Below are 24,728 nucleotides of genomic sequence, written 5' to 3'. Positions count from 1 at the left end.
TAGGCTAAAGGGACTTCGTCGCCAAAGAACGGAGGTTTGCCCCTGATGAGTGAGGAAATACGCGATGCCGTGGAAAAACAGCGAGTCCCGTTACAGTACGATGTCCATCGCCTTGCACTGGCTGATGCTAGTGCTGCTGGTGCTGGTCTACACCACCATTGAGTTTCGCGGGATTTTCCCCAAAGGTAGCGGCGGCCGCACCCTGATCAAGGAAATGCACTTCATGTTCGGCCTGACCGTATTCGTACTGGTCTGGCTGCGCCTGTTTGCCCGCAGCCTTGGCGTGGCGCCGAAGATTTTACCCGCGCCGCCGCAATGGCAAGCCCTGCTGGCGACGCTGATGCATGTGGCGCTGTATGTGTTCATGATCGGCATGCCGATCTTTGGCTGGCTGATCGTCAGTGCCGAAGGGCATTCGGTGTGGTTCTACGGGATCGAGTTGCCACCGCTGATTGGTGAGAACAAGGACCTGGCCAAGCAGATCGAAGGCTGGCATGTGTTGGGCGGCACCCTCGGTTATTGGCTGATCGGCCTGCATGCCGCGGCGGGTCTGTACCACCACTACTTCATGCGGGATAACACCGTGTTGCGCATGTTGCCCAAGCGTTAACCCACAAAACCCCGGCGGCCTTGCAGGCCACCGGTGTGCACAAAAATCAGGCGAGTGCCGGGGGCAAAGCGCCCGGCCTCGATCTGTTGTTTGAGCGCCAGCAGCGCCTTGCCGGTGTAAAGCGGTTCCAACAGCAGGCCGCTGGCCCGCTCGGTGGCCTGGATAAACTCAAGCAATAACGGATCGACCTTTGCAAAGCCGCCACGGCTGGCATCCAGCAACTCATACCCGCCCGGCACGATAGCCTGCACGTTCTGCGCAACGCCGTGGTCATCCGGCACCGCCAGGGCCCCGTACACAAGATGGGCACCCGCCTCCGCCAGCACCAGGCCCGCCAGGGTGGTACCGGTACCGGCTGCCAGCCACCAGGCGTGGTAATCGGCCCAGCCCAGGGTGTGCAACTGCCTGCGCACCTGCTCGACCAACACGCCACAGCCCAACGCCCCTGTCATTGCGCCGCCGCCTTCGGGCACGGGATGCAAATCCGGGTATTGCTCGCGCCAAGGCAACCAGAAGTCCGGCCCATGGCGCGCGCGGTAACCGCTATAGCCCAGCCAGTGCAGTTGCATGCCGAAAGCTTGCAGGTCGAGGACGGTCGGGGTGTCTTGTGGGTGCCCACGCAGCAGGCCGACGGTGGCAAAACCGAAGCGTTTGCCGGCCGCCGCCAGGGCATGCAGATGATTGGAGTAGGCGCCGCCCAGGCTGATGACGCCGCTGGCCCCCGCCTGTTGCGCCTCGGCCAGGTGCCCGGCGAGTTTGAACCACTTGTTGCCGCTGATCAGCGGGTCAATGCGGTCCAGGCGCAACACGGCCACCTCGACCCCGTTCAGCCACTCCAGCTGCAAAGGTTCAAGGGGCGCATGGGGAAGCCAGTCGAAAGGACCCATCAGTGCATGTCTGCATAAAAAAAGGGGCGGTAGTCTAACACCGCCCCTCGTGTCGCCTTACAGCTCGGCGGCGAGGCGCGAGCCCTGGTTGATGGCGCGCTTGGCGTCCAACTCGGCAGCCACGTCCGCCCCCCCGATCAGGTGCACGTTCTGGCCAGCGGCGACCAGGCCGTCCTGCAACTCGCGCAACGGGTCTTGGCCGGCGCAGATGACGATATTGTCCACCGCCAGCACCTGGGGCTCGCCCTCGGCGCCGATCCGGATATGCAGGCCGGCGTCGTCGATCTTCAGGTACTCGACGCTATTGAGCATCTGCACTTTTTTGTTCTTCAGGCCGGTACGGTGGATCCAGCCGGTGGTCTTGCCCAGGCCGTCGCCAACCTTGGAAGCCTTGCGCTGCAGCAAGTACACCTCACGCGCCGGGGCATGGGGCTGGGCCTTGATCCCGGCCACGCCACCGCGCGCCTGCAGGAGGGTGTCGATGCCCCACTCCTTCCAGAACGCTTCGCGGTCCAGGCTGGTGGACACGCCCTGGTGCACAAGGAACTCCGACACGTCAAAGCCGATACCACCGGCGCCGATCACCGCCACGCGCTTGCCCACCGGTTTGCGCTGCAGAAGCACGTCCAGGTAGCTGAGCACCTTGGGGTTTTCCACGCCAGGAATCGCCGGGGTACGCGGCGCGATACCGGTGGCGAGAATGATCTCGTCATAACCGCCGGCCACCAGTTGCGCTACATCGACCCGGGTGTTGAGGCACAGTTCGACATGGGTGGTCTGCAGCTTGCGCTTGAAGTAACGCAGGGTTTCAAAAAATTCTTCCTTGCCCGGCACGCGTTTGGCCACGTTGAACTGGCCACCGATCTCGCTGGCCGAGTCGAACAGGGTCACCTGATGGCCGCGCTCCGCCGCCACGGTGGCAGCAGCCAGGCCGGCTGGGCCGGCACCGACCACGGCGATTTTCTTGATCTGCTGGACCGGCAGGTAATTGAGCTCGGTCTCGTAGCAGGCGCGCGGGTTGACCAGGCAGGTGGTCAATTTGCCACCGAAGGTGTGGTCCAGGCAGGCCTGGTTGCAGCCGATGCAGGTATTGATCTCGTCGGCCCGGCCAGCGGCGGCCTTGTTGACGAACTCCGGGTCGGCGAGGAACGGCCGCGCCATGGACACCATGTCCGCATCGCCCTCGGCGAGGATCTGCTCGGCCACTTCCGGGGTGTTGATACGGTTGGTGGTGATCAACGGGATCTGCACCGCGCCACGCAGCTTGGCCGTGACTTTACTGAACGCGCCGCGCGGCACCTTGGTGGCGATGGTCGGGATGCGTGCTTCATGCCAGCCGATACCGGTATTGATAATCGTCGCGCCCGCCTGCTCGATGGCCTTGGCCAACTGCACGATTTCTTCCCAGGTGCTGCCGCCTTCCACCAGGTCGAGCATCGACAGGCGGAAGATGATGATGAAATTCGGCCCGACGGCTTCGCGCACCCGGCGCACGATTTCCACCGGCAAACGCATACGGTTTTCGTAGGCGCCACCCCAGCGATCGGTGCGATGGTTGGTGTGGGCGGCGAGGAATTGGTTAATGAAATAACCTTCGGAACCCATGATTTCGACGCCGTCGTACTCGGCGACCTGGGCCAGCAGAGAGCAGGTGACAAAGTCGCTGATCTGCTTCTCGATGCCTTCCTCGTCCAGCTCTTTGGGCTTGAACGGGTTGATCGGCGCCTGGATCGCACTCGGCGCAACCTGCTTGGGGCTGTAGGCATAACGCCCGGCGTGAAGGATCTGCATGCAGATCTTGCCGCCCGCCTCGTGTACGGCCTGGGTGACGATCTTGTGCTTCAGCGCTTCGGCTTCAGTGGTCAGCTTGGCTGCCCCGGAGTACACCCCGCCTTCATCGTTCGGGCCGATACCGCCGGTGACCATCAGGCCCACGCCGCCTCGGGCACGCTCGGCGAAATACGCGGCCATGCGCTCGAAGCCGCCGGGCTTTTCTTCAAGGCCGGTGTGCATCGACCCCATCAGGGTACGGTTGCGCAAGGTGGTAAAACCCAGGTCCAACGGGGCCAGCAGGTGCGGGTAGGCAGCAGCGGTCATGGTACAGCTCCACAACGGATCATCACGGGACGTGGCAGGCTCGAATGGCCGGCCATCGGTTTATGTCCCACAGACTAAGAGCCCCGCCCTTAGCGCTCAATGACTGAAACTGACAACTTATTGATCCAAATGTGCAGCGCCCCTTGGCAAGCGGGACGACGGGCCCTACCCTAGGGGCGAACCCTGCACACGGCCTGTTGTCTGTTCCCCCATGCGTAAATTACTTGCTTTGACCCTGACCATGGCCCTGGTCGCCGCCGTTTCCGCCTATCTGGTCTGGACCCAGGAGCGCCCCGTGGGGCATTACCTGTCGGACCTGCGGATCAACCTGGCGGTGAACGAGGGCACTCCCGCCGATCACGGCAACCTGCTGGGCATCCAGCCGGAGCTGTTCCCCGCTGACTACCAGAGCCTGGAACGCCTGCACCTGAAGCTCTCGGCCTACCTGCGCAATGCCCGGGGCATGGGCCTGATCAACGACAAAACCATCGTGGTCCTGCCGGAGCACGTCGGCACCTGGTTGATGGTCAGTGGCGAAAAAAACCAGCTGTATCAGGCCACCAGCCTGAAAGAGGCGATGAACTGGCTGTCGGCAAGCAATCCGTTGCTGTTCCTGCGCGCACTGATCAGTGCCCAGGGCGATAACCGCCTGGACGATGCCTACCTGCGCATGAAGGCGCCGGCCATGGCCCGTGATTACCAGGTGCTGTTTGGCGGTCTGGCCAAAGAGTTCGGAGTGACCCTGGTGGCCGGCTCCATCGCCCTGCCCAACCCGAGCGTCAGCCAGGGCCAATTGCAGGTCGGTCATGGCGCGCTGTACAACACCAGCCTGGTGTTCGACCGCGACGGCTTGCCGTTGGGCCAACCCCAGCGCCAGCTCTACCCGATCTTCGATGAGCGCGGCTTTATCGCCCCGGGCGACGAGAACGCGATCAGCGTGATCGACACCCCGGCCGGGCGCCTGGGCATCCTGATCGGCAGCGACAGCTGGTACCCCGACAACTACCGCAAGCTCAACGAACAAGGTGCGCAATTGGTGGCCGTGCCGGCACTGGTGATTGGCCGCGACACCTGGGACAAGCCATGGCGCGGCTTCAAGAGCGTGTCCACGCCCCCGGAAGTCAGCCTCAAGCCCGAAGAGCTCAGTGAAGGCGAAGCCTGGCATCGTCTGAGCCTGATCAGCCAGCCTCCCATCAGCCTCGCGGGTGCGGGCATGAGCGTATTCATGCGCGGGCAATTCTGGGACCAGGGCACCAGCGGCCAGAGCTTTCTCAGTGCCCAGGGCCAAGTTTTCGCCGACAGCAACGCGCGTGGTGCGCGCCTGCTGAACGTGTGGCTGTAAGCCCATGAAACCGGCACCGATGCGCCTCGGGGACTTATCGGTGGGCATCGTGCATACCCTGGCCGACGCCATCCTCAGCCATGGCCTGGACCCGCAGCCGCTGCTGTTGCAGTACGGCCTGGACCCGGCGCGCTTGAATGAGCCCGGCGCGCGCCTGTCTATCCCACGCTATATGCGCCTGGGCCATGCAGCCATCCAACTGACCGGCGACCCCAGCCTGGGCCTGCGCATGGGCCAGTTGAGCCGCATGAATCAACTTGGCCTGGCCGGCGTCACCGCCGCCCAGGCGCCCAACGTGCGCGAAGCGGCGCGCACCCTGACGCGCTTCGAGGCCCTGTACGGCGCCAACTACCGTGGCCAGTCGAGCTTTCATGAAGACGCCCAGGGTGCCTGGCTGCGTTTCTATTCCATCAGCCCCTACAACGCCTATAACCGCTTCGTGGTGGACTCGATTCTGGCCGGTTGGCTGCAGCAGATGGCGACCTTGTGCCAGCAGCCTGTATTGGCCGAGCGGATCGAAATCGAATTCGCCGCGCCGGACTACAGCGCAAGCTACACCGTGCTGGGAGATTGCCCGATCCAGTTCGGCGCCGAACTCAATCAACTGCGCCTGAGCCAGCACAGCCTTGGCCTGCGCAACCCGCAGCACTGCCCCAGTACCTGGCACTTGCTGCTGCAACTGTGTGAACGGGAATTGGAACAACTGACCCGCACCCGCAGCCTGCGCGAGCGCATCACACGTTTGCTGGGGCCGATGCTCAATGGTGGCCGGGAACCCGACCTGGAAGAAGTGGCGGCACGCCTGAAACTGCCGACCTGGACCTTGCGCCGCAAACTGGCCGAGGAAGGCACGCAGTTTCGCGCCATTCTCAACGACACCCGTCGCGACCTGGCCATGACCTACATTCGCGATACCGAACTGGCGTTTGGGGAAATTGCCTACTTGCTCGGTTTCGCCTCAGCGGAAGCCTTTCAACGGGCCTTCAAGCGCTGGAACAGCCAGACCCCAGGGGAATTTCGCCGCAGTCAGCGGCATTCCGCCTGACGCCTGCCTACAGCTCGGTGGCGTCGTCGGCCGGGTGCGAAGGGTCCAGTTCAAAGGCCTGGTATTCCAGCAGCTCTTCTTGATAATCGTCCATCGTCGACTCCTTGTTTAATCAAAGCAGGTGGCTTAAGTGACCTGCATCACCAGCGTAAAGTGCCGTCATGACGAAAAAAAGACAGGGGCATGACGTTCCTGCGCTTGAAGATTAAACGCAGCAGCCAGGCGCGGATTTAACCGAGCGATTTAAATGCAACTGCAATCATTGCAATTGCAATCATATATCAACTTCCAGTAGGGTGATGCGCTCCATTGCCATGGGACGTGACTCATGACTGCCAGCACTGCGCAATCCGCACGAATCTGCATCGACACCCTCAACGATCAACAACCACCCCGCAGCTCGCCCCTGTATACAGTGATGGCCATGGCCAACACCCTGGAGTTCCACCCGGCGACACGCCGGCAAGCCTGGGTCATTCGCGGCCAATCCCACTCCAGGCGCATTACCGCCTGGCCCACCTGGTTTGCGCGTAATACCGGGGAAAAACCACTGCTGTACCTACATAACGCCACTTCATCGGCGCAGTTGCGTGCCCTCTGCCAGGGCACCGATCAACGCGGGATTCTGTGCAACGACATCCACACCCGCCCCGCCTCCGGGCGCCACGGCGCGCACCCTTCACTTGCGCTATGGCTGGCCAGCAACCCGCAGTGCACCCCATACGATCCAGCCTCCGGCGACGAAACCCGAGCGATTGTGCTGGCGGGTTTGCACGCGCTGTATGTCGACGGCAGGCCCGGATTTTACTACCTGGCCCTGCATGACCAGGACGACGGACCTGGACTGGCGCCACAGGACCGACAGGATGCAATCAAGGGGATGTATCGGATCGGGCGCGAGCCACCCGGCGAATTGCACGTGCGCTTGCTGGGGGCTGGCCGCGCACTTGAAGAAGTCCTGCATGCAGCAAGGCTGCTGGAGACCGACTGGAACGTATCGGCGCAGTTATGGAGCTGCCCCAGCTACACCCGGCTGGCGCGGGAAGCACGCGCCGCCGAGCGCTGGAACCGCCTGCACCCTCTGGCCGAAAAGCGTAGCTGCCACTTGCGCGATTGCCTGGCGGGCCACCACAGCCCGGTGATCGCTGTCACCGGCTATCCGCAGTCCATCGTCGACCCGTTGGCGGCCCATGTGGATGCACGCTTTGTCGCGCTGGGGGCCGGCTCAGTCCAACCGACGGCACCTGACCGCTACTGGATTGCCGTGCTGGCCCTGAAGGCGCTGGCAGACGAGGGACGGATCGAGGTGCGACAAGTGGAGCGCGCGCTGCAACAGTACGCCCTCAAATGAGCAAGAGCATGCCCTTGCCTATGGTGTTTCAGGCCTGCGCCGTCCCCGGGTCTGCACACTGGCCTGCATCGCCAGCCCGGCCGTGCGCTCCAGCGCATCGGCAAAGCCCTGGCGTTGCTCGGCGTCGAGTTGCGAGAGGAACAGTTCATCCACAGTACTTTCGTAGATGCCCCACATCTTTTTACGCAACACCCGGCCCTCATCGGTGATCGAGGCAAACGCGGCGCGCCCGTCACCTTCGCAGCGTGAGCGCACCACCAGGCCGTCCTTTTCCAGGCGGTCCACCAATCGCGTCAGGTTGTAGCGCTCGATCGCCAGCACATCGGCCAATTCATGCATGCGCCGAGTGCCATCAGGACCGCTTTCCAGGCCCCACAGGGCATCGTACCAGGCGTATGGCGGCAGGTCGGCCAGGGCCAGGCGCCGTTCGATTTCACGGATGACTGTCCTGTGGGCCCTGACAAAACGGAACCAGACATCAGGCTCTTTCGACGACATGCAACACCATCCGGGGAATTCGAGAAGGTTGCAATGGTAGCGCATCCCGCGCTAAATTCAGGCATGTAGTTGCAATTGCAATTACTTTTGCAGCGTGCCGAATCACCTTCCCACAAGGAAACCGCACGCTGGTATCCGCACACCTGGAGCCTCACATGAACGCGAACAACGCAGTAAGACTCGACGACGATCCACAGGAAACCCGCGAATGGCTGGAGTCCATCGAATCGGTGCTGTCCACCGAAGGTCGCCCCCGCGCCCATTACCTGATCGATCAGTTGCTGGATTTCGACGTAGCGCGACATGGCGACTTCCATGGGCGGGTCACCACCCCCTACGTCAACACCATCGCGGTGGACCGGCAACTGCCATACCCCGGCAACCTGGCAATCGAACGCCGGCTCAATGCGTTTATCCGCTGGAACGCCATGGCCATGGTCTTGCGCGCCGGTAAACACTCGGGCGTGGGCGGGCATATCGCCACCTATGCGTCGGCCGCGGTACTCTACGACGTAGGCTTTGACCATTTCTTCCGTGGTCGAACCGAGACCTTCGCCGGCGACCTGGTGTATATCCAGGGGCACTCCTCGCCAGGCATCTACGGGCGCGCCTACCTCGAAGGGCGCATCGACGAAGCACAACTCGATAACTTCCGCCGCGAGGCCGGCGGCCAGGGCCTGTCGTCCTATCCCCACCCCCGCCTGATGCCGGACTTCTGGCAGTTTCCTACCGTGTCCATGGGCCTGGGGCCGATCACTGCGGCCTATCAGGCGCGATTCATGCGCTATCTGGACCTGCGCTCCCTCAAGCCTGAGGCGGGGCGCAAGGTTTGGGCGTTCCTGGGGGATGGCGAGATGGACCAGCCGGAATCCCTGGCGGCGATCTCCCTGGCGGGGCGCGAGAAACTGGATAACCTGATCTTCGTGGTCAACTGCAACCTGCAACGCCTCGACGGCCCGGTACGTGGCAACGCCAAAGTCATCCAGGAATTCGAAAGCCTGTATCGCGCTGCCGGCTGGAACGTGATCAAAGTCATCTGGGGCGGTGGCTGGGATGCCCTGCTGGCCAAGGACCGCAGCGGCCTGCTGCGCCAACGCATGATGGAATGCGTGGATGGCGACTATCAGAACTACAAGTCGCAAAACGGTGCCTACGTGCGCGAACACTTCTTCGGCAAATACCCGGAGTTGCTGGCACTGGTGGAGGATCTTTCCGACGACGATATCTGGAAGCTCTCACGGGGCGGCCATGACCCCGACAAGGTCTACAACGCTTATGCCGCCGCGGTCCGCCATACCGGGCAACCTACGGTGATCCTGGCGAAAACCGTCAAGGGTTTTGGCATGGGCGAGGCTGGCGAAGGCCAGAACATCAATCACCAACTCAAGAAAATGGGCGCCGAGGCCGTCAAGGCGTTCCGCGACCGGTTCGGCCTGGAGGTGGCTGACGACCAACTGGCTGAAATCCCCTATCTCAAGCCCGCTGCCGACAGCGAAGAAGGCCGTTACTTTGCCGCGCGGCGCCAGGCCCTGGGCGGTTATGTTCCTGCCCGGCACAGTTCGGTACCGGCCCTGCAAGTGCCGCCGCTCGAAGCGTTTGCCACCCAACTCAAAGACACTGGCGAGCGTGCCATTTCCACTACCATGGCCTTCGTGCGCATCCTCGGCGCCCTGCTGAAAGACCCGAACATCGGCAAGTTGATCGTGCCGATTGTGCCGGACGAATCGCGCACCTTTGGCATGGAAAGCCTGTTCCGCCAGATCGGTATTCATTCTGCCGTGGGTCAGCTCTACACCCCGCAGGACGCCGGGCAACTGAGCTACTACAAAGAGAGCAAAGACGGGCAGATCCTACAGGAGGGCCTGAATGAGTCCGGCGCGTTTTCTTCGTGGATCGCTGCCAGCACGTCCTACGCCAACCACGGCCTGATGACGCTGCCCTTCTATATTTTCTACTCGATGTTCGGTTTCCAGCGTGTCGGCGACCTGGCCTGGGCCGCAGGCGATGCGCGGGCCCGTGGCTTCCTGCTGGGGGCCACCGCCGGGCGCACCACACTGATGGGCGAAGGCTTACAGCACGATGATGGGCATAGCCATGTGCTGGCCTCGGTGGTTCCTTGCTGCGTGTCCTACGACCCAACCTTTGCCTACGAGCTTGCGGTAATCATCCGCGAGGGCATGCGGCGCATGTACGTCGAACAGGAGGACATTTACTACTACATCACCCTGCTCAATGAAAACTACCCGCACCCGGCCATGCCCGAAGGTGTCGAGGATGGAATTCTCAAGGGCATGTATCGACTGAAGGCGGGCCAGCAAGCCCAGGTGCAACTGATGGGCAGTGGCTCGATCCTGCGCGAAGTGATCGCCGCCGCAGATTTGCTGCGTGAGGACTTTGCCGTGGACAGTGACGTCTGGAGTGTTACCAGCCTCACCGAACTGCGCCGTGAGGGCCTTGGGGTGGAGCGCTGGAACCTCTTGCACCCCGAGGACGAGCCACGCACCAGCTACGTGGAGCAATGCCTGGCGGACCACCCGGGGCCGGTGGTGATTGCCACCGACTACATGAAGATCTTCGCCGATCAGATTCGCCCATTCGTCACAGGCAGGCGCTTTGTCGCGCTGGGCACTGACGGTTTTGGCCAGTCCGATACCCGTGAAGCGCTGCGCGAGTTCTTCGAGGTGGACCGCCATTTCATCGTCTTGGCGACATTGAAGGCCCTGGCTGATGACGGCCTGATCAGCCGCACCAAAGTCGGCGAGGCGATCAGCCGCTACGGGATCGACGTCGATAAAGCCGACCCGGCCGGCGTCTAGTTACTGCCCGTTGGCCGGCAGCGGCGGGATGGTCTCTGTCGGTGGCGGCAGCACAGGCGCAGTCGGCGCTGGCACTTCTGCCGGTACTGCCTCTGGCGCAATCGGCGTGGCTTCCACCGGTGGTGCAAGCGGCTCCGAGACGGGCGGTGCGACAGGCATGGCCGGCGCTTCCTGCGGCGCTTGCACCTTGTCCACCACCGGCGCGGGCTTGGGCTCCGGCACGCCGAGATCGGCCTTGGGCGCTTCGGGAATGTGTTCGGCGGCCTTCACTTCCTGAGGCAGGAACACGTCCACCAAGGCAAAGTAGCGGTCATAGAATTTGGGTGAGGTGACGGTCTCGCTGGCCACCTTGACCATCGAGTCGTCGGTGGAGCCAATCGGCATCGACACCGAACCCAGCACGCCCACCCCCAGGCTGGCGGAGTTGTTGACCTTCTTCAGCGCGTAGCGATCCTGCAGGGCGTTGGCAAACATCGTCGCATGATGCTCGCCGCTGCCATCTTCGGCACACACCACGTTGAAGCTGATCTGCAGATGGGTCTCGCCGGTCTGCTGGAAACTTTTGTTACCACTCACCAGCTTCGGGTCGCTGCTGGTGATGATGTAGCCCTGGCTGAGCAACGCCCGGCGTGCCGCTTCGCAGGCCGCGACATCGCTGACCGGGTAATTGCGCGAAAACGTACCGGAATCGTCGAAATTCTCATGTTCGTAGATAGCGGTCTTGGGCGACGAGCAGCCCGTGGCGCCTGCCAGCACCAGCGCGAGCGCAAGGCCACGCAAGTGAAATGAAGTCGACATTGATCATCCTGAGGAAAACGGTCAGGGCGGTATTGTGCAACAGATCACCGGGTGCGCGCGCGGATTCCTGTCGGTAAAACGTCACTGGCCGGCTCGACGCGCGGTGCAGGAAAAAGCCTGGCGCTCATATGATCGATAAACACCCGCAGTTTGGCCGAGGCATGTCGGCTCGACGGCCAGAGCATCCAGAAGCTGCCACTGTGCTCCAGGTAATCGTCCAGCACCCGCTGCAGGCGGCCCTGCTCGACGGATACGCGGACCATGAAGTCCGGCAGGCAGGCAATCCCCAGGCCTTCGTGCACTACGTGCTTTAGCGACTCGATGGTAGTGCTGACCAACGGTGCACGCAGCACCGGCTCGGGTTCGCCGGGTAAATGGCGCAGGGGCCAGCTCTCCAGCTTGCCGGTGGCGCAAAACTTGTGACGCAGGCAGGCATGATGGTTGAGGTCCGTAGGACAGGCCGGTACGCCGTGTAAGGCGAAGTACTGCGGCGCTCCCACCAGCACCAACCGATAGTGCCCCAGCAGCCGCGCCGACAGCCGCGAGTCCTCGGGCTTGCCGGTGCGCACCACAGCGTCGAAGCCTTCCTCGATCACATCCACCATGCGGTCGGAAAAATCCACGTCCAGCTCAATCTCTGGATAGGCCCGCATAAACTCGGTCAGCACCGGCATCAACAGGCCCCTGACCTGGGGCAAGCTGATGCGCAATTTGCCTCGGGGGGTGGTCGCTGCTTCAGTCAACTCCTGCTCGGCCGCTTCAACCTCGGCCAGGATCCGCCGCGAACGCTCGAGAAACAGCGCGCCCTCGGCCGTCAGCGTGATACTGCGGGTACTGCGATGGAACAGCCGCACCCCCAGACGCTGCTCCATGCGCGCAATGCTTTTGCCCACAGCCGAGGACGACACCCCCAGCAGCCGACCGGCCTGGGTAAAGCTGCGGGTCTCCGCGACCTGCACAAACACCGACATACTGCCCAGACTGTCCATTGTCACTTCCTGCGAATTACGGACATAAACGTCCGATAAGTTCGGAACCTTAGCCCATTTTTCCAAGTGGTTCAGCCCCCTACTCTGCCCCGATGTCCTGATGCCTTGAATACGGAGCCGAGCCACATGAATGACTGCAGTACACCGCAATGCCTGCCCAGCCAGCGCGAACGCCTGCCCATGGCGGGCTTGCTGGCGCTGGCCACCGCCGGCTTCATCACCATCCTCACCGAGGCGATGCCCGCAGGTCTGCTGCCCCAGATGAGCGCCGGCCTCGGGGTGAGCGAGGCGCTGGTCGGCCAGCTCGTCACGCTGTATGCCCTCGGCTCGTTGCTGGCCGCCATCCCCCTGACCATCGCCACCCGTGGCTGGCGCCGCCGCCCCTTGCTGATGCTAGCCATTGGTGGCTTCGCGCTAGTCAACAGTGTCACGGCACTATCAAGCGTGTATTGGCTGACCCTGGTCGCACGGCTGTTGGCCGGGGTGTTCGCGGGTTTGCTCTGGGCACTGCTGGCAGGATATGCCAGCCGCATGGTGGCGCCGCACCTACAGGGCCGGGCGATTGCCGTGGCAATGCTGGGCGCGCCCCTGGCGTTATCCCTTGGAGTACCTGCTGGAACGTTTCTGGGCACTGCAGTGGGTTGGCGCTTGAGCTTTGCGATCATGACCGGGCTGACGGTGCTGCTACTGGCGTGGGTGCGCTGGCAGGTGCCGGACTTTGCCGGGCAACGTGCGCAACAGCGCCTGGGCTTGCGCCAGGTCCTGCGTTTGCCGGGGGTGCGTCCGGTGCTGTGGGTGACCTTTACCTACGTGCTGGCGCACAACATTCTGTACACCTATATCGCGCCGTTCCTGGTGCCCGCCGGGCTTAGCGCCGACATCGACCGGGTGTTGCTGGTATTTGGCCTGGCCGCGTTGATGGGAATCTGGATCGTCGGCCTGTTGATTGACCGCCTGCTGCAGGTCTTGCTGGTGATCAGTTGCACGCTGTTTGCCGCTGCGGCATTGGCCCTGGGGCTGTGGATCGCCTCTACCGAGGTCGTCTACCTGTCAGTCGCCATCTGGGGCCTGGCATTTGGCGGCTTGCCTGCCTTGCTGCAAACCGCGCTGGCCAAATCGGCCGGTGACTCGGCGGATGCAGCCCAGTCGATGCTGGTGACGGTGTGGAACCTGGGGATTGCCGGCGGTGGGCTGCTGGGCGGCATACTGCTTCAGGGATGGGGCGTCATGTGGTTTCCCTGGGTCGTTGCCGCCTTGGCTACGCTGGCATTGATCACCCCCCTACAGCCTCGCCGCACCTGACAAACAGGCAAAAAAAGACCCCGGTTTCAGGCCGGGGTCTTTTTTTGAGACGCGATCACAGCATCAGAAGCGCTTGATGTCAGCCTTGGCTTCCAGTTCCTTGCGGAACGCAGCGAAGTCTTGCTGGCCGACGCGCGAAGCGAGGAAGCGACGATACTGCTCCTTCTCCTCTTCGGTTGGCGCAGCCCCTTCGGTGACGCTGTTCAAGCGCACGATCATCAAGCTGCCATCACGCAGGGTCACGTCAGCAAAGGTCGGCTTGTCTTTAGCAACAGGCTTGGCCATGCGGAACAGTGCCTGCAGTACGGCAGGCTCAACGCCTTCCTGGCCACGGGTGGCCGCTTCAGTGACTTTCCAGGCCTGACCATCAACCGGCTTGTCCAACGCCAGCTTGCCATCGCGCAGGCTGGCGATCAGCTCGTCAGCGTGAGCCTTCGCCGCAGCGCTTGCACGCTCCTTGGTCATCTGGGCACGGATGGCGGTCGCCACGCTTTCCAGCGGCAGTTGCTCCGGCTTGCGGTGCTCCTTGGCGCGCAGGACTACGATGGTTTCCGGATCCAGTTCGATGGCGGTGCTGTTGGCACCCTCATCCAGCACTTCAGGGCTGAAAGCTGCCTGGATCACGGCACGGTTGGCCGTGATGCCTTCGCCACCTTCACGGCCAAACGGCGCCGAGGTGTGCACGGTCAGTTTCAGGTCCGAAGCTGGCTGGGCCAGGTCGGAGGCTTCGAATGCCGCGTCTTCCAGTTGCTTGGTCGCCTCGACGAAGCGCTGCTCCACTTGCTGGGTCTTCAGCTCGCGGGTCAGCTTGTCTTTCAGGCTGGCGAACGATGGCACTTCTGGCGCTTCAACACCCAGCAGCTTGATCAGGTGCCAGCCGAAGCTGGAACGTACCGGTGCCGAGACCTGGTCCTGGTTCAAGCCGTACAGGGCGCTTTCGAACTCAGGATCGTAGACGCCAGGGCCTGCAAAACCCAGATCGCCGCCGTTGTTGGCCGAGCCCGGATCCTGGGAGAACTCCTTGGCCAGGGCCTCGAAGCTTTCGCCCTTGGCCAGGCGTGCCTGGACTTCGTCGATCTTGGCCTTGGCCTGGGCCTCGGTCACCTTGTCGTTGACTTCGATCAGAATGTGCGCGGCACGACGCTGTTCAGCGAGGTTGGCGGTTTCTTTCTCGTACAGGGCCTGCAGCTCATCGTCGTTGACCGTTACCTGGTCGAAGAACGAAGCCTTCTTCAGCTCCAGGTAGTCGATGACGACCTGGTCCGGGGTCATGAACTCCTTGGCGTGCTGGTCGTAATAAGCCTTGACCTCGTCGTCAGTGAGTTTCACTGCGGCCGGGTCGGCCTTGACGCTGACGGTGGCGAAATCACGGGTCTGTTTTTCCAGGCGCGCAAAGTTCAGGACTTCCTGATCGGTGACAAAACCGCTGCCGGCAATGCCTGCACGCAGTTGGCCGATCAGCATTTCCTGGGTCAGCATCTGACGGAATTGCATACGGCTGTAGCCCAGTTGACGGATCACCTGGTCAAAGCGCTCAGCGCTGAACTTGCCGTCTTCCTGGAACTCCGGGGTCTGCAGGATCACTTGGTCCAGTGCAGCTTCCGAGAAGGAGAACTTCGAATCCGCCGCGCCTTGCAGCAGCAGCTTGCGCTCGATCAGGCCCTTGAGGGCCGCTTCGCGCAGCATTTTTTCATCCAGCAAGGACGCATCGAAGTCCTTGCCCAGTTGTTGCATCAGCTGCCGACGTTGCATGTCGACGGCCTGGCTCAGCTCGTTTTGACTGATTTCTTCACCGTTGACCTTGGCCGCGTCCTGGCTGTTGGTCGTGGCCTGGAAAATGGCCTCGATACCGGTGAAAGCCATCAATACAACGATGAGGCCGATAATGGTCTTGGCAATCCAGCCTTGTGAATTGTCCCTGATATTCTGCAGCATGCGTCCCCCAGAAACGGTTGAACTTCAAAATTAGGCAACCGTGGAGCGTGGGTAGAATCCGGATAGAAGAAAGGCGCATCCGAGGATGCGCCTTCTCGTAACTGGCGGAACGGACGGGTATTGAACCCGCCCCCCGGCGTAGCGACCCGATGGATACTCGGGTCAGTTGCCGCTCCGCTGCCAGGCCAGACCAGCGTCCAGCCCGGATAGGCAAAGGCTTGAACGAAGCTTAGTTAACGGCTTCTTTCAGGGCTTTACCGGCTTTGAAACCTGGTTTCTTGGCAGCAGCGATTTGCAGTGCTTTGCCAGTCTGTGGGTTACGGCCAGTGCGAGCTGGGCGATCGGTCACAGAAAAAGTACCGAAACCTACCAGTACCACGGAGTCGCCGGCCTTGAGAGCGCCAGTGACGGATTCGATTACTGCGTCCAGCGCACGGCCAGCAGCGGCTTTCGGGATATCAGCAGATGCAGCGATAGCATCAATCAGTTCCGACTTGTTCACTCTAAGTCCCCTTATATCTATTGAGTATGATTCTAAGTTTTTTGGTGAAAGCAAAAACCAGTGCTGAATGGCCTACAGACACTTAAGAGCCGCTTTATAACAAGGGCTCTAAAAAGCTGTCAAGGAAGCCACCAGGCTTAAACGTATTAATGCGTGCTAATTCTTTCCTTAGAGTCAGTCTCGCGTTTTTCGTCCTTCGCGACTATCTCCGGAGCCACATCTGGCAAGGGCTCCGGCGCGTATTGCAGCGCAATTTGCAGGACCTCGTCAATCCATTTAACCGGTTTAATCTGCAGATCCTGCTTAATGTTGTCAGGAATTTCCTTCAAGTCGCGAACATTCTCTTCCGGAATGATCACCGTCTTGATGCCACCACGGTGGGCCGCCAGCAACTTTTCCTTCAGGCCACCAATGGCCAATACCTGGCCGCGCAGGGTGATTTCCCCGGTCATGGCGACATCGGCGCGCACCGGGATGCCGGTCAGGGCCGATACCAGGGCCGTGCACATGCCTACGCCAGCGCTGGGGCCGTCTTTGGGGGTAGCCCCTTCCGGCATGTGGATGTGGGTGTCGTGCTTCTCGTGGAAGTCCAGGGGGATCCCCAGGCTGCGTGCGCGGCTGCGCACCACGGTCTGCGCGGCAGTGATGGATTCGACCATCACGTCACCCAGGGAACCGGTCTTGATCAATTGACCTTTGCCAGGGATAACCGCCGCTTCGATGGTCAGCAATTCGCCGCCCACCTGGGTCCACGCCAGGCCAGTCACCTGCCCTACCTGATCCTGCTGCTCGGCCAGGCCGTAGCGGAATTTACGCACGCCCAGGAAGTGTTCCAGAGCATCGGCGGTGACCTTCACAGAGAAGCGTTTTTCCAGGGCGTGTTCCTTGACCGCCTTACGGCAGATCTTCGCCAACTGGCGCTCAAGGCCCCGTACACCGGCTTCGCGGGTGTAGTAACGAATGATGTCGCGGATCGACTCGACGTCGAATTCGATCTCGCCCTTCTTCAGGCCATTGGCCGAAATCTGCTTGGGCGCGAGGTATTTGACGGCGATATTGATCTTCTCGTCTTCGGTGTAACCCGGCAGACGAATCACTTCCATCCGGTCCAGCAACGCCGGCGGGATGTTCATAGAGTTGGAGGTGCACAGGAACATTACGTCGGACAGGTCGTAGTCGACTTCCAGGTAATGGTCGTTGAAATTGTGGTTCTGCTCGGGGTCGAGCACTTCGAGCAAGGCCGATGCCGGATCGCCACGCATGTCGCTGCCCATTTTGTCGATTTCATCGAGCAGGAACAGTGGGTTGCGTACGCCAACCTTTGTCATCTTTTGAATCAATCTTCCCGGCATCGAACCGATGTAAGTCCGGCGATGACCGCGAATTTCCGCTTCATCACGCACACCACCGAGGGCCATGCGCACGAATTTGCGGTTGGTGGCATTGGCGATCGACTCGGCCAGGGAGGTTTTACCCACGCCAGGAGGACCGACCAGGCACAATACCGGGCCACGAATCTTCTTCACACGCTTTTGCACGGCGAGGTATTCGAGGATGCGTTCCTTGACCTCTTCGAGGCCATAGTGGTCAGCATCGAGGATATCTTCGGCACGCGCCAGGTCCAGGCGCACCTTGGTCTGGGCTTTCCACGGCACCTGCACCAGCCAGTCGATGTAGGAACGAACCACGGTGGCTTCGGCGGACATCGGCGACATTTGCTTGAGTTTGTTCAACTCGGCGGTGGCTTTGGTCAGCGCGTCTTTAGGCAAGCCAGCGGCGTCGATGCGCTTTTTCAGCTCTTCGATCTCGTTGTGGCCTTCTTCGCCGTCGCCGAGCTCTTTCTGAATGGCCTTCATCTGCTCATTCAGGTAGTACTCGCGCTGGCTACGCTCCATCTGCTTCTTCACGCGACCGCGAATGCGTTTCTCAACCTGCAGCAGGTCGATCTCGGCATCCAGCAGGGCCAAGACGTGCTCGACCCGGGTCGACAGGTCGATGATTTCGAGGATGTCCTGCTTCTGCTCGATCTTCAGCGCCATGTGCGCGGCCATGGTGTCGACCAGGCGGCTTGGCTCATCAATGCTGTTGAGGGAGGACAGGACCTCAGCCGGGACTTTTTTGCCCAGTTGCACGTATTGCTCGAACTGGGACAGCAGGCTGCGTACAAAAACTTCGGATTCACGCTCAGGCGCATCGACTTCGTCGATCAACGCCACTTCTGCACGCAGGTGGCCATCCACCTCCATGAAGCGCTCGACCGCACCGCGCTGCTCGCCCTCGACCAGCACCTTGACGGTGCCATCTGGCAGCTTGAGCAATTGCAGAACGGTAGCAATAGTGCCGACGCGATACAGGGCTTCTTCGCCTGGATCGTCGTCAGCCGGATTTCTCTGGGCCAACAGCAGGATCTGCTTGTCGCCCGTCATCGCGGCCTCGAGGGCTTCGATAGACTTCTCGCGCCCCACGAACAGCGGGATAACCATGTGCGGATACACAACCACATCACGCAATGGCAGGAGAGGCAATTCAATGGTTGTCTTCATGATTTCGCCTCTATGACAGATGAAAGTAAGCTTGAAACCAAGATGGGGGCTGCGTGTAAAAAAAACAAGCTCAATGCTGGCAGTTACACACAGTAAAAATTCCTATGCAAAACAAAGGGGCCCCTAGAGGCCCCTTGTTTGTACCGAAACTGCGAAACGCTTACGCGTCTGGCGCAGCCTTGGCAGCCGGCTCACTGTTTTCGTAGATATACAGTGGCTTGGACTTACCTTCTATAACGCTTTCGTCGATCACCACTTTACTCACCTCGGACTGCGAGGGGATTTCGTACATGGTGTCGAGCAATACGCCTTCGAGAATCGAACGCAAACCGCGTGCACCGGTCTTGCGCTCCAGTGCCCGCTTGGCCACCGATTTAAGCGCATCAGCACGGAACTCGAGGTCTACACCTTCCATTTCGAACAGCTTGGCGTATTGCTTGGTCAGGGCGTTTTTCGGCTCGGTGAGGATCTGAATCAGAGCAGCCTCATCCAGCTCGTCCAACGTCGCCAGGACCGGCAGACGGCCAACGAACTCCGGGATCAGACCGAACTTGACCAGATCGTCAGGCTCGACTTCACGCAGGGACTCGCCCACCTTCTTGCCTTCTTCCTTGCTGCGCACTTCTGCACTGAAACCGATGCCGCCACGGGTGGAACGGTTTTGAATAACCTTTTCCAGGCCGGAGAACGCACCGCCACAGATAAACAGGATGTTACGCGTATCAACCTGCAGGAATTCCTGCTGCGGGTGCTTGCGGCCGCCTTGGGGCGGTACGGAAGCGACCGTGCCTTCAATCAGCTTCAGCAGGGCTTGCTGCACGCCTTCACCGGAAACATCCCGGGTGATCGACGGGTTGTCAGACTTGCGCGAAATCTTGTCGATTTCATCGATATAGACAATACCCATCTGGGCCTTCTCTACGTCGTAATCGCACTTCTGCAGCAGTTTCTGAATGATGTTCTCGACATCTTCACCCACGTAACCCGCCTCGGTGAGGGTGGTAGCGTCGGCGATGGTGAAGGGAACGTTCAGCAGGCGAGCGAGGGTTTCTGCAAGCAGGGTTTTACCCGAGCCTGTAGGACCGATCAGCAGGATGTTGCTCTTGCCGAGTTCGACCTCATCACCTTTCTTGTCACGCTGGTTCAAGCGCTTGTAGTGGTTGTACACCGCTACGGCCAGAACCTTCTTTGCACGCTCTTGACCAATCACGTACTGATCAAGGATGCCGCTGATTTCTTTAGGCGAAGGCAATTTATGCGCGCTGCTCTCGGCCTGTGCCTCCTGCACCTCCTCACGGATGATGTCATTGCACAGGTCGACGCACTCGTCGCAGATAAAGACCGAGGGGCCGGCAATCAATTTGCGCACTTCATGCTGGCTTTTGCCACAGAAGGAGCAATAGAGCAGCTTGCCGTTGTCCTCGCCGTTGCGGGTGTCAGTCATTCGTTCGATCCAAATCCGATAGGCTTGCAACACAAGATGAAGGCTTATGCGGGCTTTTTCAAGCCCGCCGGTGGTCGGACATGCCGACCAGGCCTATTTTGAGCTGCTTATATTAAGCGGGGCGCTTGTCGATCACGGCGTCGATCAGCCCGTATTCACGTGCGGCTTCGGCACTCATGAAGTTGTCGCGGTTAGTGTCGCGCTCGATTTCTTCCAGGGTGTGCCCGCTGTGCTTGGCCATCAGCGTGTTGAGGCGCTCACGGATAAACAGGATTTCCTTGGCGTGGATTTCGATGTCCGACGCCTGGCCCTGGAAACCGCCCAGTGGCTGGTGAATCATCACACGCGAGTTAGGCAGGCAGAAACGCTTGCCTTCAGCACCGGCTGTCAGCAGGAATGCACCCATGCTGCAGGCCTGGCCAATGCAAGTGGTGGACACGTTCGGCTTGATGAACTGCATGGTGTCGTAGATCGACATGCCGGCTGTCACCGAACCGCCTGGGGAGTTGATGTAAAGATGGATGTCCTTGTCCGGGTTTTCCGCTTCAAGGAACAGCAGTTGCGCACAGATCAGGTTGGCCATGTAGTCCTCTACCGGACCAACCAGAAAGATCACTCGCTCCTTGAGCAGGCGCGAATAGATGTCGTAGGCGCGTTCGCCACGAGCAGATTGCTCGACAACCATCGGGACCAGGCCGCCTGCGGCCTGGATATCAGAGTTCTGCTGAATATACGAATTACGGAACATGCTCTGCAGTTACTCCCAAATAGTCATGTCTTGAATACGCATAAGCCAGCGCGAGGCTGGCTTATGGGTGTATTTTCAAACGAGTTGGACAATCAGTCGGCTTGTGCTGCTTCTGCCGGCTTGACTGCTTCTTCGTAAGAGACCGCTTTGTCGGTCACCTTAGCCTTCTGCAGAACAGTATCCACAACTTGTTCTTCCAGCACAACCGAACGGACTTCGTTCAGCTGCTGGTCATTCTTGTAGTACCAAGCCACGACCTGCTCAGGCTCCTGGTAGGCCGAAGCCATTTCCTGGATCATTTCGCGAACGCGATCTTCGTCTGGCTTGAGGTCGAACTGCTTGACCACTTCAGCCACGATCAGACCCAGCACAACGCGGCGCTTGGCTTGCTCTTCGAACAGCTCGGCCGGCAGTTGGTCAGGCTTGATGTTGCCACCAAACTGCTGAACAGCTTGTACGCGCAGGCGATCCACTTCGTTGGACAGCAGGGCCTTAGGCACTTCGATCGGGTTGGAGGCCAGCAGACCGTCCATAACCTGGTTCTTGACCTTGGACTTGATGGCCTGGCGCAGCTCACGCTCCATGTTCTTGCGAACTTCGGCGCGGAAACCTTCGATACCGGTTTCCTTGATACCGAACTGGGCGAAGAACTCTTCGTTCAGTTCTGGCAGCTTAGGCTCGGAAACACTGTTGACGGTCACAGTGAACTCGGCGGCTTTGCCAGCCAGGTCCAGGTTCTGGTAGTCAGCAGGGAAAGTCAGGCTCAGAACGCGCTCTTCGCCGGCTTTAGCGCCAACCAGACCGTCTTCGAAACCCGGGATCATGCGGTTGGAGCCCAGTACCAACTGGGTGCCCTTGGCCGAGCCGCCAGCGAACACTTCGCCGTCAACCTTGCCCACGAAGTCAATGTTCAACTGGTCTTCGTTCTGGGCAGCGCGATCGGCCACTTCAAAGCGGGTGTTCTGCTTGCGCAGGATTTCCAGCATGTTGTCCAGGTCGGCGTCGGCCACTTCGGCGCTCAGGCGCTCGATTTCGATACCTTCGAAGCCAGCAACGGTGAACTCCGGGAACACTTCGAATACAGCAACGTATTCCAGGTCCTTGCCAGCTTCCAGGGACTTAGGCTCGATGGAAGGCGAGCCAGCCGGGTTCAGCTTTTGCTCGACAACCGCTTCGTAGAAGGAAGCCTGGATCACGTCACCGACAGCATCTTGACGTGCATCAGCACCAAAACGGCGCTTGATTTCGCTCATCGGCACTTTGCCTGGACGGAAACCAGCGATCTTGGCCTTCTGGGCAGTCTGCTGCAGACGCTTGTTGACCGCGGTCTCGATGCGCTCTGCCGGCACGGTGATGCTCATGCGGCGCTCGAGAGCAGTAGTATTTTCAACAGAAACTTGCATGGATATTCCTCGTTGCACAGACGTTAGCCGGCCGTTTCCGACCCAAGAATCAAGGGCATGCATTCTAGTGGGTCAAACTCAAGAAGTCACCCTACTGAAAACGGGTAAAAAAACAGCAGGCAATTTACAGGTACGAATGCACGAATGCTCCTCGCCCCAGTGACAAATACAGCCAATCACGCCAGGGCTCTGTGCCAACCCTTCTATATATAGAAGCAGCCAGCGACCATCTCCCTGACAGCCGACCTTGCACGCAAGGCCGGCGGGTAGTTCGGCATCATCGAGAAACAAAAATACGACGAAGCGCCCCACCCCTGCGACCCAGTACCTGCAGCCGCCGAATACGCAAACCGCTAAAACAAAAAAGGCGCCAGACTGTTAAATCTGGCGCCTTTCGGAATATGGGGTGGACGAAGGGGATCGAACCCTCGACAACGGGAGTCACAATCCCGTGCTCTACCAACTGAGCTACGCCCACCATATTGCGTGACAAAGAAGCCAATTGCCTTCTCTGTTAAGCCCCAACCTAGCCCATGGCAAGGGTGACGCTGTATTTGGTGCGGATGAAGAGACTCGAACTCTTACGCCTCGCGGCGCTGGAACCTAAATCCAGTGTGTCTACCAATTCCACCACATCCGCGGCTTGAAACTTTTAAAACAAAGGCGCCAGACCGTTAAATCTGGCGCCTTTTGAAATATGGGGTGGACGAAGGGGATCGAACCCTCGACAACGGGAGTCACAATCCCGTGCTCTACCAACTGAGCTACGCCCACCATCTTGCGCTACTTGTGCCAAAGCTGCCTAATGGCGCACCCGGCAGGACTCGAACCTGCGACCATCCGCTTAGAAGGCGGATGCTCTATCCAGCTGAGCTACGGGCGCCTGATTAATCTGTACTCTTGGAGGACTACAAACTAAATGCTTCCAGCCTCACACAATCAAACAGCTATTGCGCTCGACCTTCTTAACCAGTGCTAGGCTGTGCCCGACAAGTGCGACGAATAGTATAGACGCCCCCAGGGGCCGTCAAATCTTTTTTGAAAAAAATTCATTTTATTTAAGGGGTTAGGGGAATTTGCAGACCAAGCGCCTTTGCCCTCACGTCCTGGCGTGCGAGAATGCGCGCACTTTTCCTCCCCCTCTCGATGGTTAATCACGCGTAATGACTGCACAACTTATCGACGGCAAATCAATCGCCGCCAGCCTGCGCCAGCAGATCGCCAAACGTGTCGCCGAGCGTCGCCAGCTTGGCCTGCGCACGCCGGGGCTCGCGGTGATCCTGGTCGGCAGCGATCCTGCCTCCCAGGTTTATGTCTCGCACAAGCGTAAAGACTGTGAAGAGGTCGGCTTTATTTCCAAGGCCTACGACTTGCCTTCCGACACCACCCAGCAGGCCCTCACCGACCTGATCGACGGCCTCAACGACGATCCGAATATCGACGGCATCCTGCTGCAATTGCCGCTGCCGGAGCATCTTGATGCTTCCCTGTTGCTGGAGCGCATCCGCCCCGACAAAGACGTCGACGGTTTCCACCCCTATAACGTCGGTCGCCTGGCCCAGCGTATTCCACTGCTGCGCCCCTGCACGCCGAAGGGCATCATGACCCTGCTGGAAAGCACCGGCGTCGACCTGTACGGCCTGGACGCCGTGATCGTCGGCGCGTCCAACATTGTTGGTCGCCCAATGGCCATGGAACTGCTGCTGGCCGGCTGCACCGTGACCGTGACCCACCGCTTCACCAAGGATCTGGCGGGCCATGTCGGCCGTGCCGACCTGGTGGTAGTCGCCGCCGGCAAGCCGGGCCTGGTCAAGGGTGAGTGGATCAAGGAAGGCGCCATCGTGATCGACGTCGGCATCAACCGTCAGGACGACGGCAAGCTGGTGGGCGACGTGGTGTATGAAACCGCCCTGCCCCGTGCCGGCTGGATTACCCCGGTGCCGGGTGGTGTTGGCCCGATGACCCGTGCCTGCCTGCTGGAAAACACGCTGTACGCGGCCGAAACCCTGCACAGCTGATCACCTGCAGCGCCAAAAGAGCCCCGCCTTGACCCAAGGCTGTTCACAGGTCACACCGGGCCTCCTGAAAAATCCGCTGCCAGCTGTCTGGCAGCGGATTTTTTTATTCCCGCTCGACAGAACAGTGCGCCGCGGCTTTCTGAAAGTGATGCCTGCGCACTTAAAAGCAACGCCAATCAGCAGTGCAATCCCCAAACCCCATAACCCTATGATGGTCAGTGGCATCTGCGGCTTCACCGATCAACAACGTTGTAGTACCCCTACGCACAGTAATAAATGGGTGGCCCAACGAATCGTTTTACCGTTCATCTTCGTCCCTGATTTCAACGACTCCTACTCGACGCACCGCTGACAAAAAGCCCCTCTCAAAGGCCCTGAGGTTTTTGTATCAGTCCTACAT

Annotated in this window: 19 protein-coding genes and 4 tRNA genes; 8 read left to right on the top strand and 15 right to left on the bottom strand. The window is 60.3% G+C overall.

Annotated features, from left to right (window positions below):
• Positions 1-64 precede the first annotated feature (64 nt).
• Positions 65-610 (top strand): cytochrome b, encoded by a 546-nt coding sequence (locus PSFL_RS07775; RefSeq protein WP_057960053.1) that lies wholly within the window; start codon positions 65-67, stop codon positions 608-610.
• On the opposite strand, the gene PSFL_RS07770 is transcribed toward PSFL_RS07775, so the two are convergent.
• Positions 607-1,497 carry a 1-aminocyclopropane-1-carboxylate deaminase/D-cysteine desulfhydrase gene (locus PSFL_RS07770; protein ID WP_397469868.1) on the bottom strand — a complete coding sequence of 297 codons (891 nt, stop codon included), beginning with the start codon at positions 1,495-1,497 and terminating at the stop codon, positions 607-609. The genes PSFL_RS07775 and PSFL_RS07770 overlap by 4 nt on opposite strands.
• Positions 1,498-1,554: 57 nt before the next feature.
• Positions 1,555-3,594, bottom strand: coding sequence for an NADPH-dependent 2,4-dienoyl-CoA reductase (locus PSFL_RS07765; protein WP_115128504.1), 2,040 nt, complete (start codon positions 3,592-3,594; stop codon positions 1,555-1,557).
• 211 nt (positions 3,595-3,805) lie between these two features.
• Here PSFL_RS07765 and PSFL_RS07760 point away from each other — a divergent pair, with 211 nt between their 5' ends.
• The 3 genes from PSFL_RS07760 to PSFL_RS07750 all read left to right on the top strand — a co-directional run bounded on the left by PSFL_RS07760 (position 3,806) and on the right by PSFL_RS07750 (position 7,332).
• On the top strand, positions 3,806-4,936 hold the full coding sequence (locus tag PSFL_RS07760) for a carbon-nitrogen hydrolase family protein (RefSeq protein ID WP_397469867.1): 1,131 nt from the start codon (positions 3,806-3,808) through the stop codon (positions 4,934-4,936).
• A gap of 4 nt (positions 4,937-4,940) precedes the next feature.
• The gene (locus tag PSFL_RS07755; RefSeq protein ID WP_198818088.1) at positions 4,941-5,981 is read left to right on the top strand and encodes an AraC family transcriptional regulator; all 1,041 of its coding nucleotides are present in this window, start codon (positions 4,941-4,943) and stop codon (positions 5,979-5,981) included.
• 328 nt (positions 5,982-6,309) lie between these two features.
• Positions 6,310-7,332: a transketolase-like TK C-terminal-containing protein gene (locus PSFL_RS07750; protein WP_271043695.1), complete on the top strand. Its 1,023-nt coding sequence runs from the start codon at positions 6,310-6,312 to the stop codon at positions 7,330-7,332.
• An 18-nt stretch (positions 7,333-7,350) separates the two neighbouring features.
• On the opposite strand, the gene PSFL_RS07745 is transcribed toward PSFL_RS07750, so the two are convergent.
• Entirely contained in the window at positions 7,351-7,830 is a 480-nt protein-coding gene (locus tag PSFL_RS07745) for a MarR family winged helix-turn-helix transcriptional regulator (RefSeq protein WP_057441509.1), read from the bottom strand.
• A 155-nt stretch (positions 7,831-7,985) separates the two neighbouring features.
• Here PSFL_RS07745 and aceE point away from each other — a divergent pair, with 155 nt between their 5' ends.
• A complete protein-coding gene (aceE, locus tag PSFL_RS07740; protein WP_397469866.1) occupies positions 7,986-10,646 on the top strand; it encodes a pyruvate dehydrogenase (acetyl-transferring), homodimeric type in 2,661 nt (886 codons plus the stop codon).
• Here the strand turns inward: aceE and PSFL_RS07735 are convergent, their stop codons facing one another.
• Together PSFL_RS07735 and PSFL_RS07730 are read right to left on the bottom strand one after the other, a co-directional pair.
• Positions 10,647-11,444 (bottom strand): DUF2242 domain-containing protein, encoded by a 798-nt coding sequence (locus PSFL_RS07735; RefSeq protein ID WP_170045431.1) that lies wholly within the window; start codon positions 11,442-11,444, stop codon positions 10,647-10,649. It abuts the gene before it with no gap.
• A 44-nt stretch (positions 11,445-11,488) separates the two neighbouring features.
• Positions 11,489-12,433 (bottom strand): LysR family transcriptional regulator, encoded by a 945-nt coding sequence (locus PSFL_RS07730; RefSeq protein ID WP_170060584.1) that lies wholly within the window; start codon positions 12,431-12,433, stop codon positions 11,489-11,491.
• A 126-nt stretch (positions 12,434-12,559) separates the two neighbouring features.
• Here PSFL_RS07730 and PSFL_RS07725 point away from each other — a divergent pair, with 126 nt between their 5' ends.
• Complete coding sequence (locus PSFL_RS07725) at positions 12,560-13,735, top strand: MFS transporter (protein ID WP_397469865.1); 1,176 nt, start codon at positions 12,560-12,562, stop codon at positions 13,733-13,735.
• 63 nt (positions 13,736-13,798) lie between these two features.
• Here the strand turns inward: PSFL_RS07725 and PSFL_RS07720 are convergent, their stop codons facing one another.
• The 10 genes from PSFL_RS07720 to PSFL_RS07675 all read right to left on the bottom strand — a co-directional run bounded on the left by PSFL_RS07720 (position 13,799) and on the right by PSFL_RS07675 (position 23,193).
• A complete protein-coding gene (locus PSFL_RS07720) occupies positions 13,799-15,670 on the bottom strand; it encodes a SurA N-terminal domain-containing protein (protein WP_397469864.1) in 1,872 nt (623 codons plus the stop codon).
• 229 nt (positions 15,671-15,899) lie between these two features.
• Complete coding sequence (locus PSFL_RS07715) at positions 15,900-16,172, bottom strand: HU family DNA-binding protein (RefSeq protein WP_003174819.1); 273 nt, start codon at positions 16,170-16,172, stop codon at positions 15,900-15,902.
• 146 nt (positions 16,173-16,318) lie between these two features.
• A complete protein-coding gene (lon, locus tag PSFL_RS07710) occupies positions 16,319-18,715 on the bottom strand; it encodes an endopeptidase La (RefSeq protein ID WP_169990353.1) in 2,397 nt (798 codons plus the stop codon).
• 160 nt (positions 18,716-18,875) lie between these two features.
• Positions 18,876-20,159, bottom strand: a complete 1,284-nt coding sequence (clpX, locus tag PSFL_RS07705) for an ATP-dependent Clp protease ATP-binding subunit ClpX (RefSeq protein WP_029298419.1) — start codon at positions 20,157-20,159, stop codon at positions 18,876-18,878.
• A 112-nt stretch (positions 20,160-20,271) separates the two neighbouring features.
• Positions 20,272-20,907 carry an ATP-dependent Clp endopeptidase proteolytic subunit ClpP gene (clpP, locus tag PSFL_RS07700; protein WP_029298421.1) on the bottom strand — a complete coding sequence of 212 codons (636 nt, stop codon included), beginning with the start codon at positions 20,905-20,907 and terminating at the stop codon, positions 20,272-20,274.
• A 92-nt stretch (positions 20,908-20,999) separates the two neighbouring features.
• The gene (gene tig / locus PSFL_RS07695; protein WP_397469863.1) at positions 21,000-22,310 is read right to left on the bottom strand and encodes a trigger factor; all 1,311 of its coding nucleotides are present in this window, start codon (positions 22,308-22,310) and stop codon (positions 21,000-21,002) included.
• A gap of 402 nt (positions 22,311-22,712) precedes the next feature.
• A tRNA-His gene (locus PSFL_RS07690) sits at positions 22,713-22,788 on the bottom strand.
• Positions 22,789-22,865: 77 nt separating this feature from the next.
• Positions 22,866-22,950: transfer RNA gene (locus tag PSFL_RS07685), tRNA-Leu, on the bottom strand.
• A 58-nt stretch (positions 22,951-23,008) separates the two neighbouring features.
• Positions 23,009-23,084, bottom strand: a tRNA-His gene (locus PSFL_RS07680).
• A 32-nt stretch (positions 23,085-23,116) separates the two neighbouring features.
• A tRNA-Arg gene (locus tag PSFL_RS07675) sits at positions 23,117-23,193 on the bottom strand.
• A 280-nt stretch (positions 23,194-23,473) separates the two neighbouring features.
• Between PSFL_RS07675 and folD the strand changes: the two genes are divergently transcribed.
• Positions 23,474-24,328 (top strand): bifunctional methylenetetrahydrofolate dehydrogenase/methenyltetrahydrofolate cyclohydrolase FolD, encoded by an 855-nt coding sequence (gene folD, locus PSFL_RS07670; protein WP_057445013.1) that lies wholly within the window; start codon positions 23,474-23,476, stop codon positions 24,326-24,328.
• Between the two features lie 28 nt (positions 24,329-24,356).
• Positions 24,357-24,680, top strand: a complete 324-nt coding sequence (locus PSFL_RS07665; protein ID WP_147283343.1) for a hypothetical protein — start codon at positions 24,357-24,359, stop codon at positions 24,678-24,680.
• Positions 24,681-24,728 lie beyond the last annotated feature (48 nt).

Source organism: Pseudomonas sp. DD1 (assembly GCF_044510355.1).
Taxonomy (GTDB): Bacteria; Pseudomonadota; Gammaproteobacteria; order Pseudomonadales; family Pseudomonadaceae; genus Aquipseudomonas; species Aquipseudomonas shahriarae.
Note: the sequence above shows the minus strand (reverse complement) of the source record. Positions and strands in the feature narration are given on the sequence as shown.

Excerpts from the sequence above, each read along its gene's own strand:
- PSFL_RS07775 (WP_057960053.1), top strand. The coding sequence starts at position 65 with ATGCCGTGGAAAAACAGCGAGTCCCGTTACAGTACGATGTCCATCGCC.
- PSFL_RS07770 (WP_397469868.1), bottom strand. The coding sequence starts at position 1,497 with ATGGGTCCTTTCGACTGGCTTCCCCATGCGCCCCTTGAACCTTTGCAG.
- PSFL_RS07765 (WP_115128504.1), bottom strand. The coding sequence starts at position 3,594 with ATGACCGCTGCTGCCTACCCGCACCTGCTGGCCCCGTTGGACCTGGGT.
- PSFL_RS07760 (WP_397469867.1), top strand. The coding sequence starts at position 3,806 with ATGCGTAAATTACTTGCTTTGACCCTGACCATGGCCCTGGTCGCCGCC.
- PSFL_RS07755 (WP_198818088.1), top strand. The coding sequence starts at position 4,941 with ATGAAACCGGCACCGATGCGCCTCGGGGACTTATCGGTGGGCATCGTG.
- PSFL_RS07750 (WP_271043695.1), top strand. The coding sequence starts at position 6,310 with ATGACTGCCAGCACTGCGCAATCCGCACGAATCTGCATCGACACCCTC.
- PSFL_RS07745 (WP_057441509.1), bottom strand. The coding sequence starts at position 7,830 with ATGTCGTCGAAAGAGCCTGATGTCTGGTTCCGTTTTGTCAGGGCCCAC.
- aceE (WP_397469866.1), top strand. The coding sequence starts at position 7,986 with ATGAACGCGAACAACGCAGTAAGACTCGACGACGATCCACAGGAAACC.
- PSFL_RS07735 (WP_170045431.1), bottom strand. The coding sequence starts at position 11,444 with ATGTCGACTTCATTTCACTTGCGTGGCCTTGCGCTCGCGCTGGTGCTG.
- PSFL_RS07730 (WP_170060584.1), bottom strand. The coding sequence starts at position 12,433 with ATGGACAGTCTGGGCAGTATGTCGGTGTTTGTGCAGGTCGCGGAGACC.
- PSFL_RS07725 (WP_397469865.1), top strand. The coding sequence starts at position 12,560 with ATGAATGACTGCAGTACACCGCAATGCCTGCCCAGCCAGCGCGAACGC.
- PSFL_RS07720 (WP_397469864.1), bottom strand. The coding sequence starts at position 15,670 with ATGCTGCAGAATATCAGGGACAATTCACAAGGCTGGATTGCCAAGACC.
- lon (WP_169990353.1), bottom strand. The coding sequence starts at position 18,715 with ATGAAGACAACCATTGAATTGCCTCTCCTGCCATTGCGTGATGTGGTT.
- clpX (WP_029298419.1), bottom strand. The coding sequence starts at position 20,159 with ATGACTGACACCCGCAACGGCGAGGACAACGGCAAGCTGCTCTATTGC.
- clpP (WP_029298421.1), bottom strand. The coding sequence starts at position 20,907 with ATGTTCCGTAATTCGTATATTCAGCAGAACTCTGATATCCAGGCCGCA.
- tig (WP_397469863.1), bottom strand. The coding sequence starts at position 22,310 with ATGCAAGTTTCTGTTGAAAATACTACTGCTCTCGAGCGCCGCATGAGC.
- folD (WP_057445013.1), top strand. The coding sequence starts at position 23,474 with ATGACTGCACAACTTATCGACGGCAAATCAATCGCCGCCAGCCTGCGC.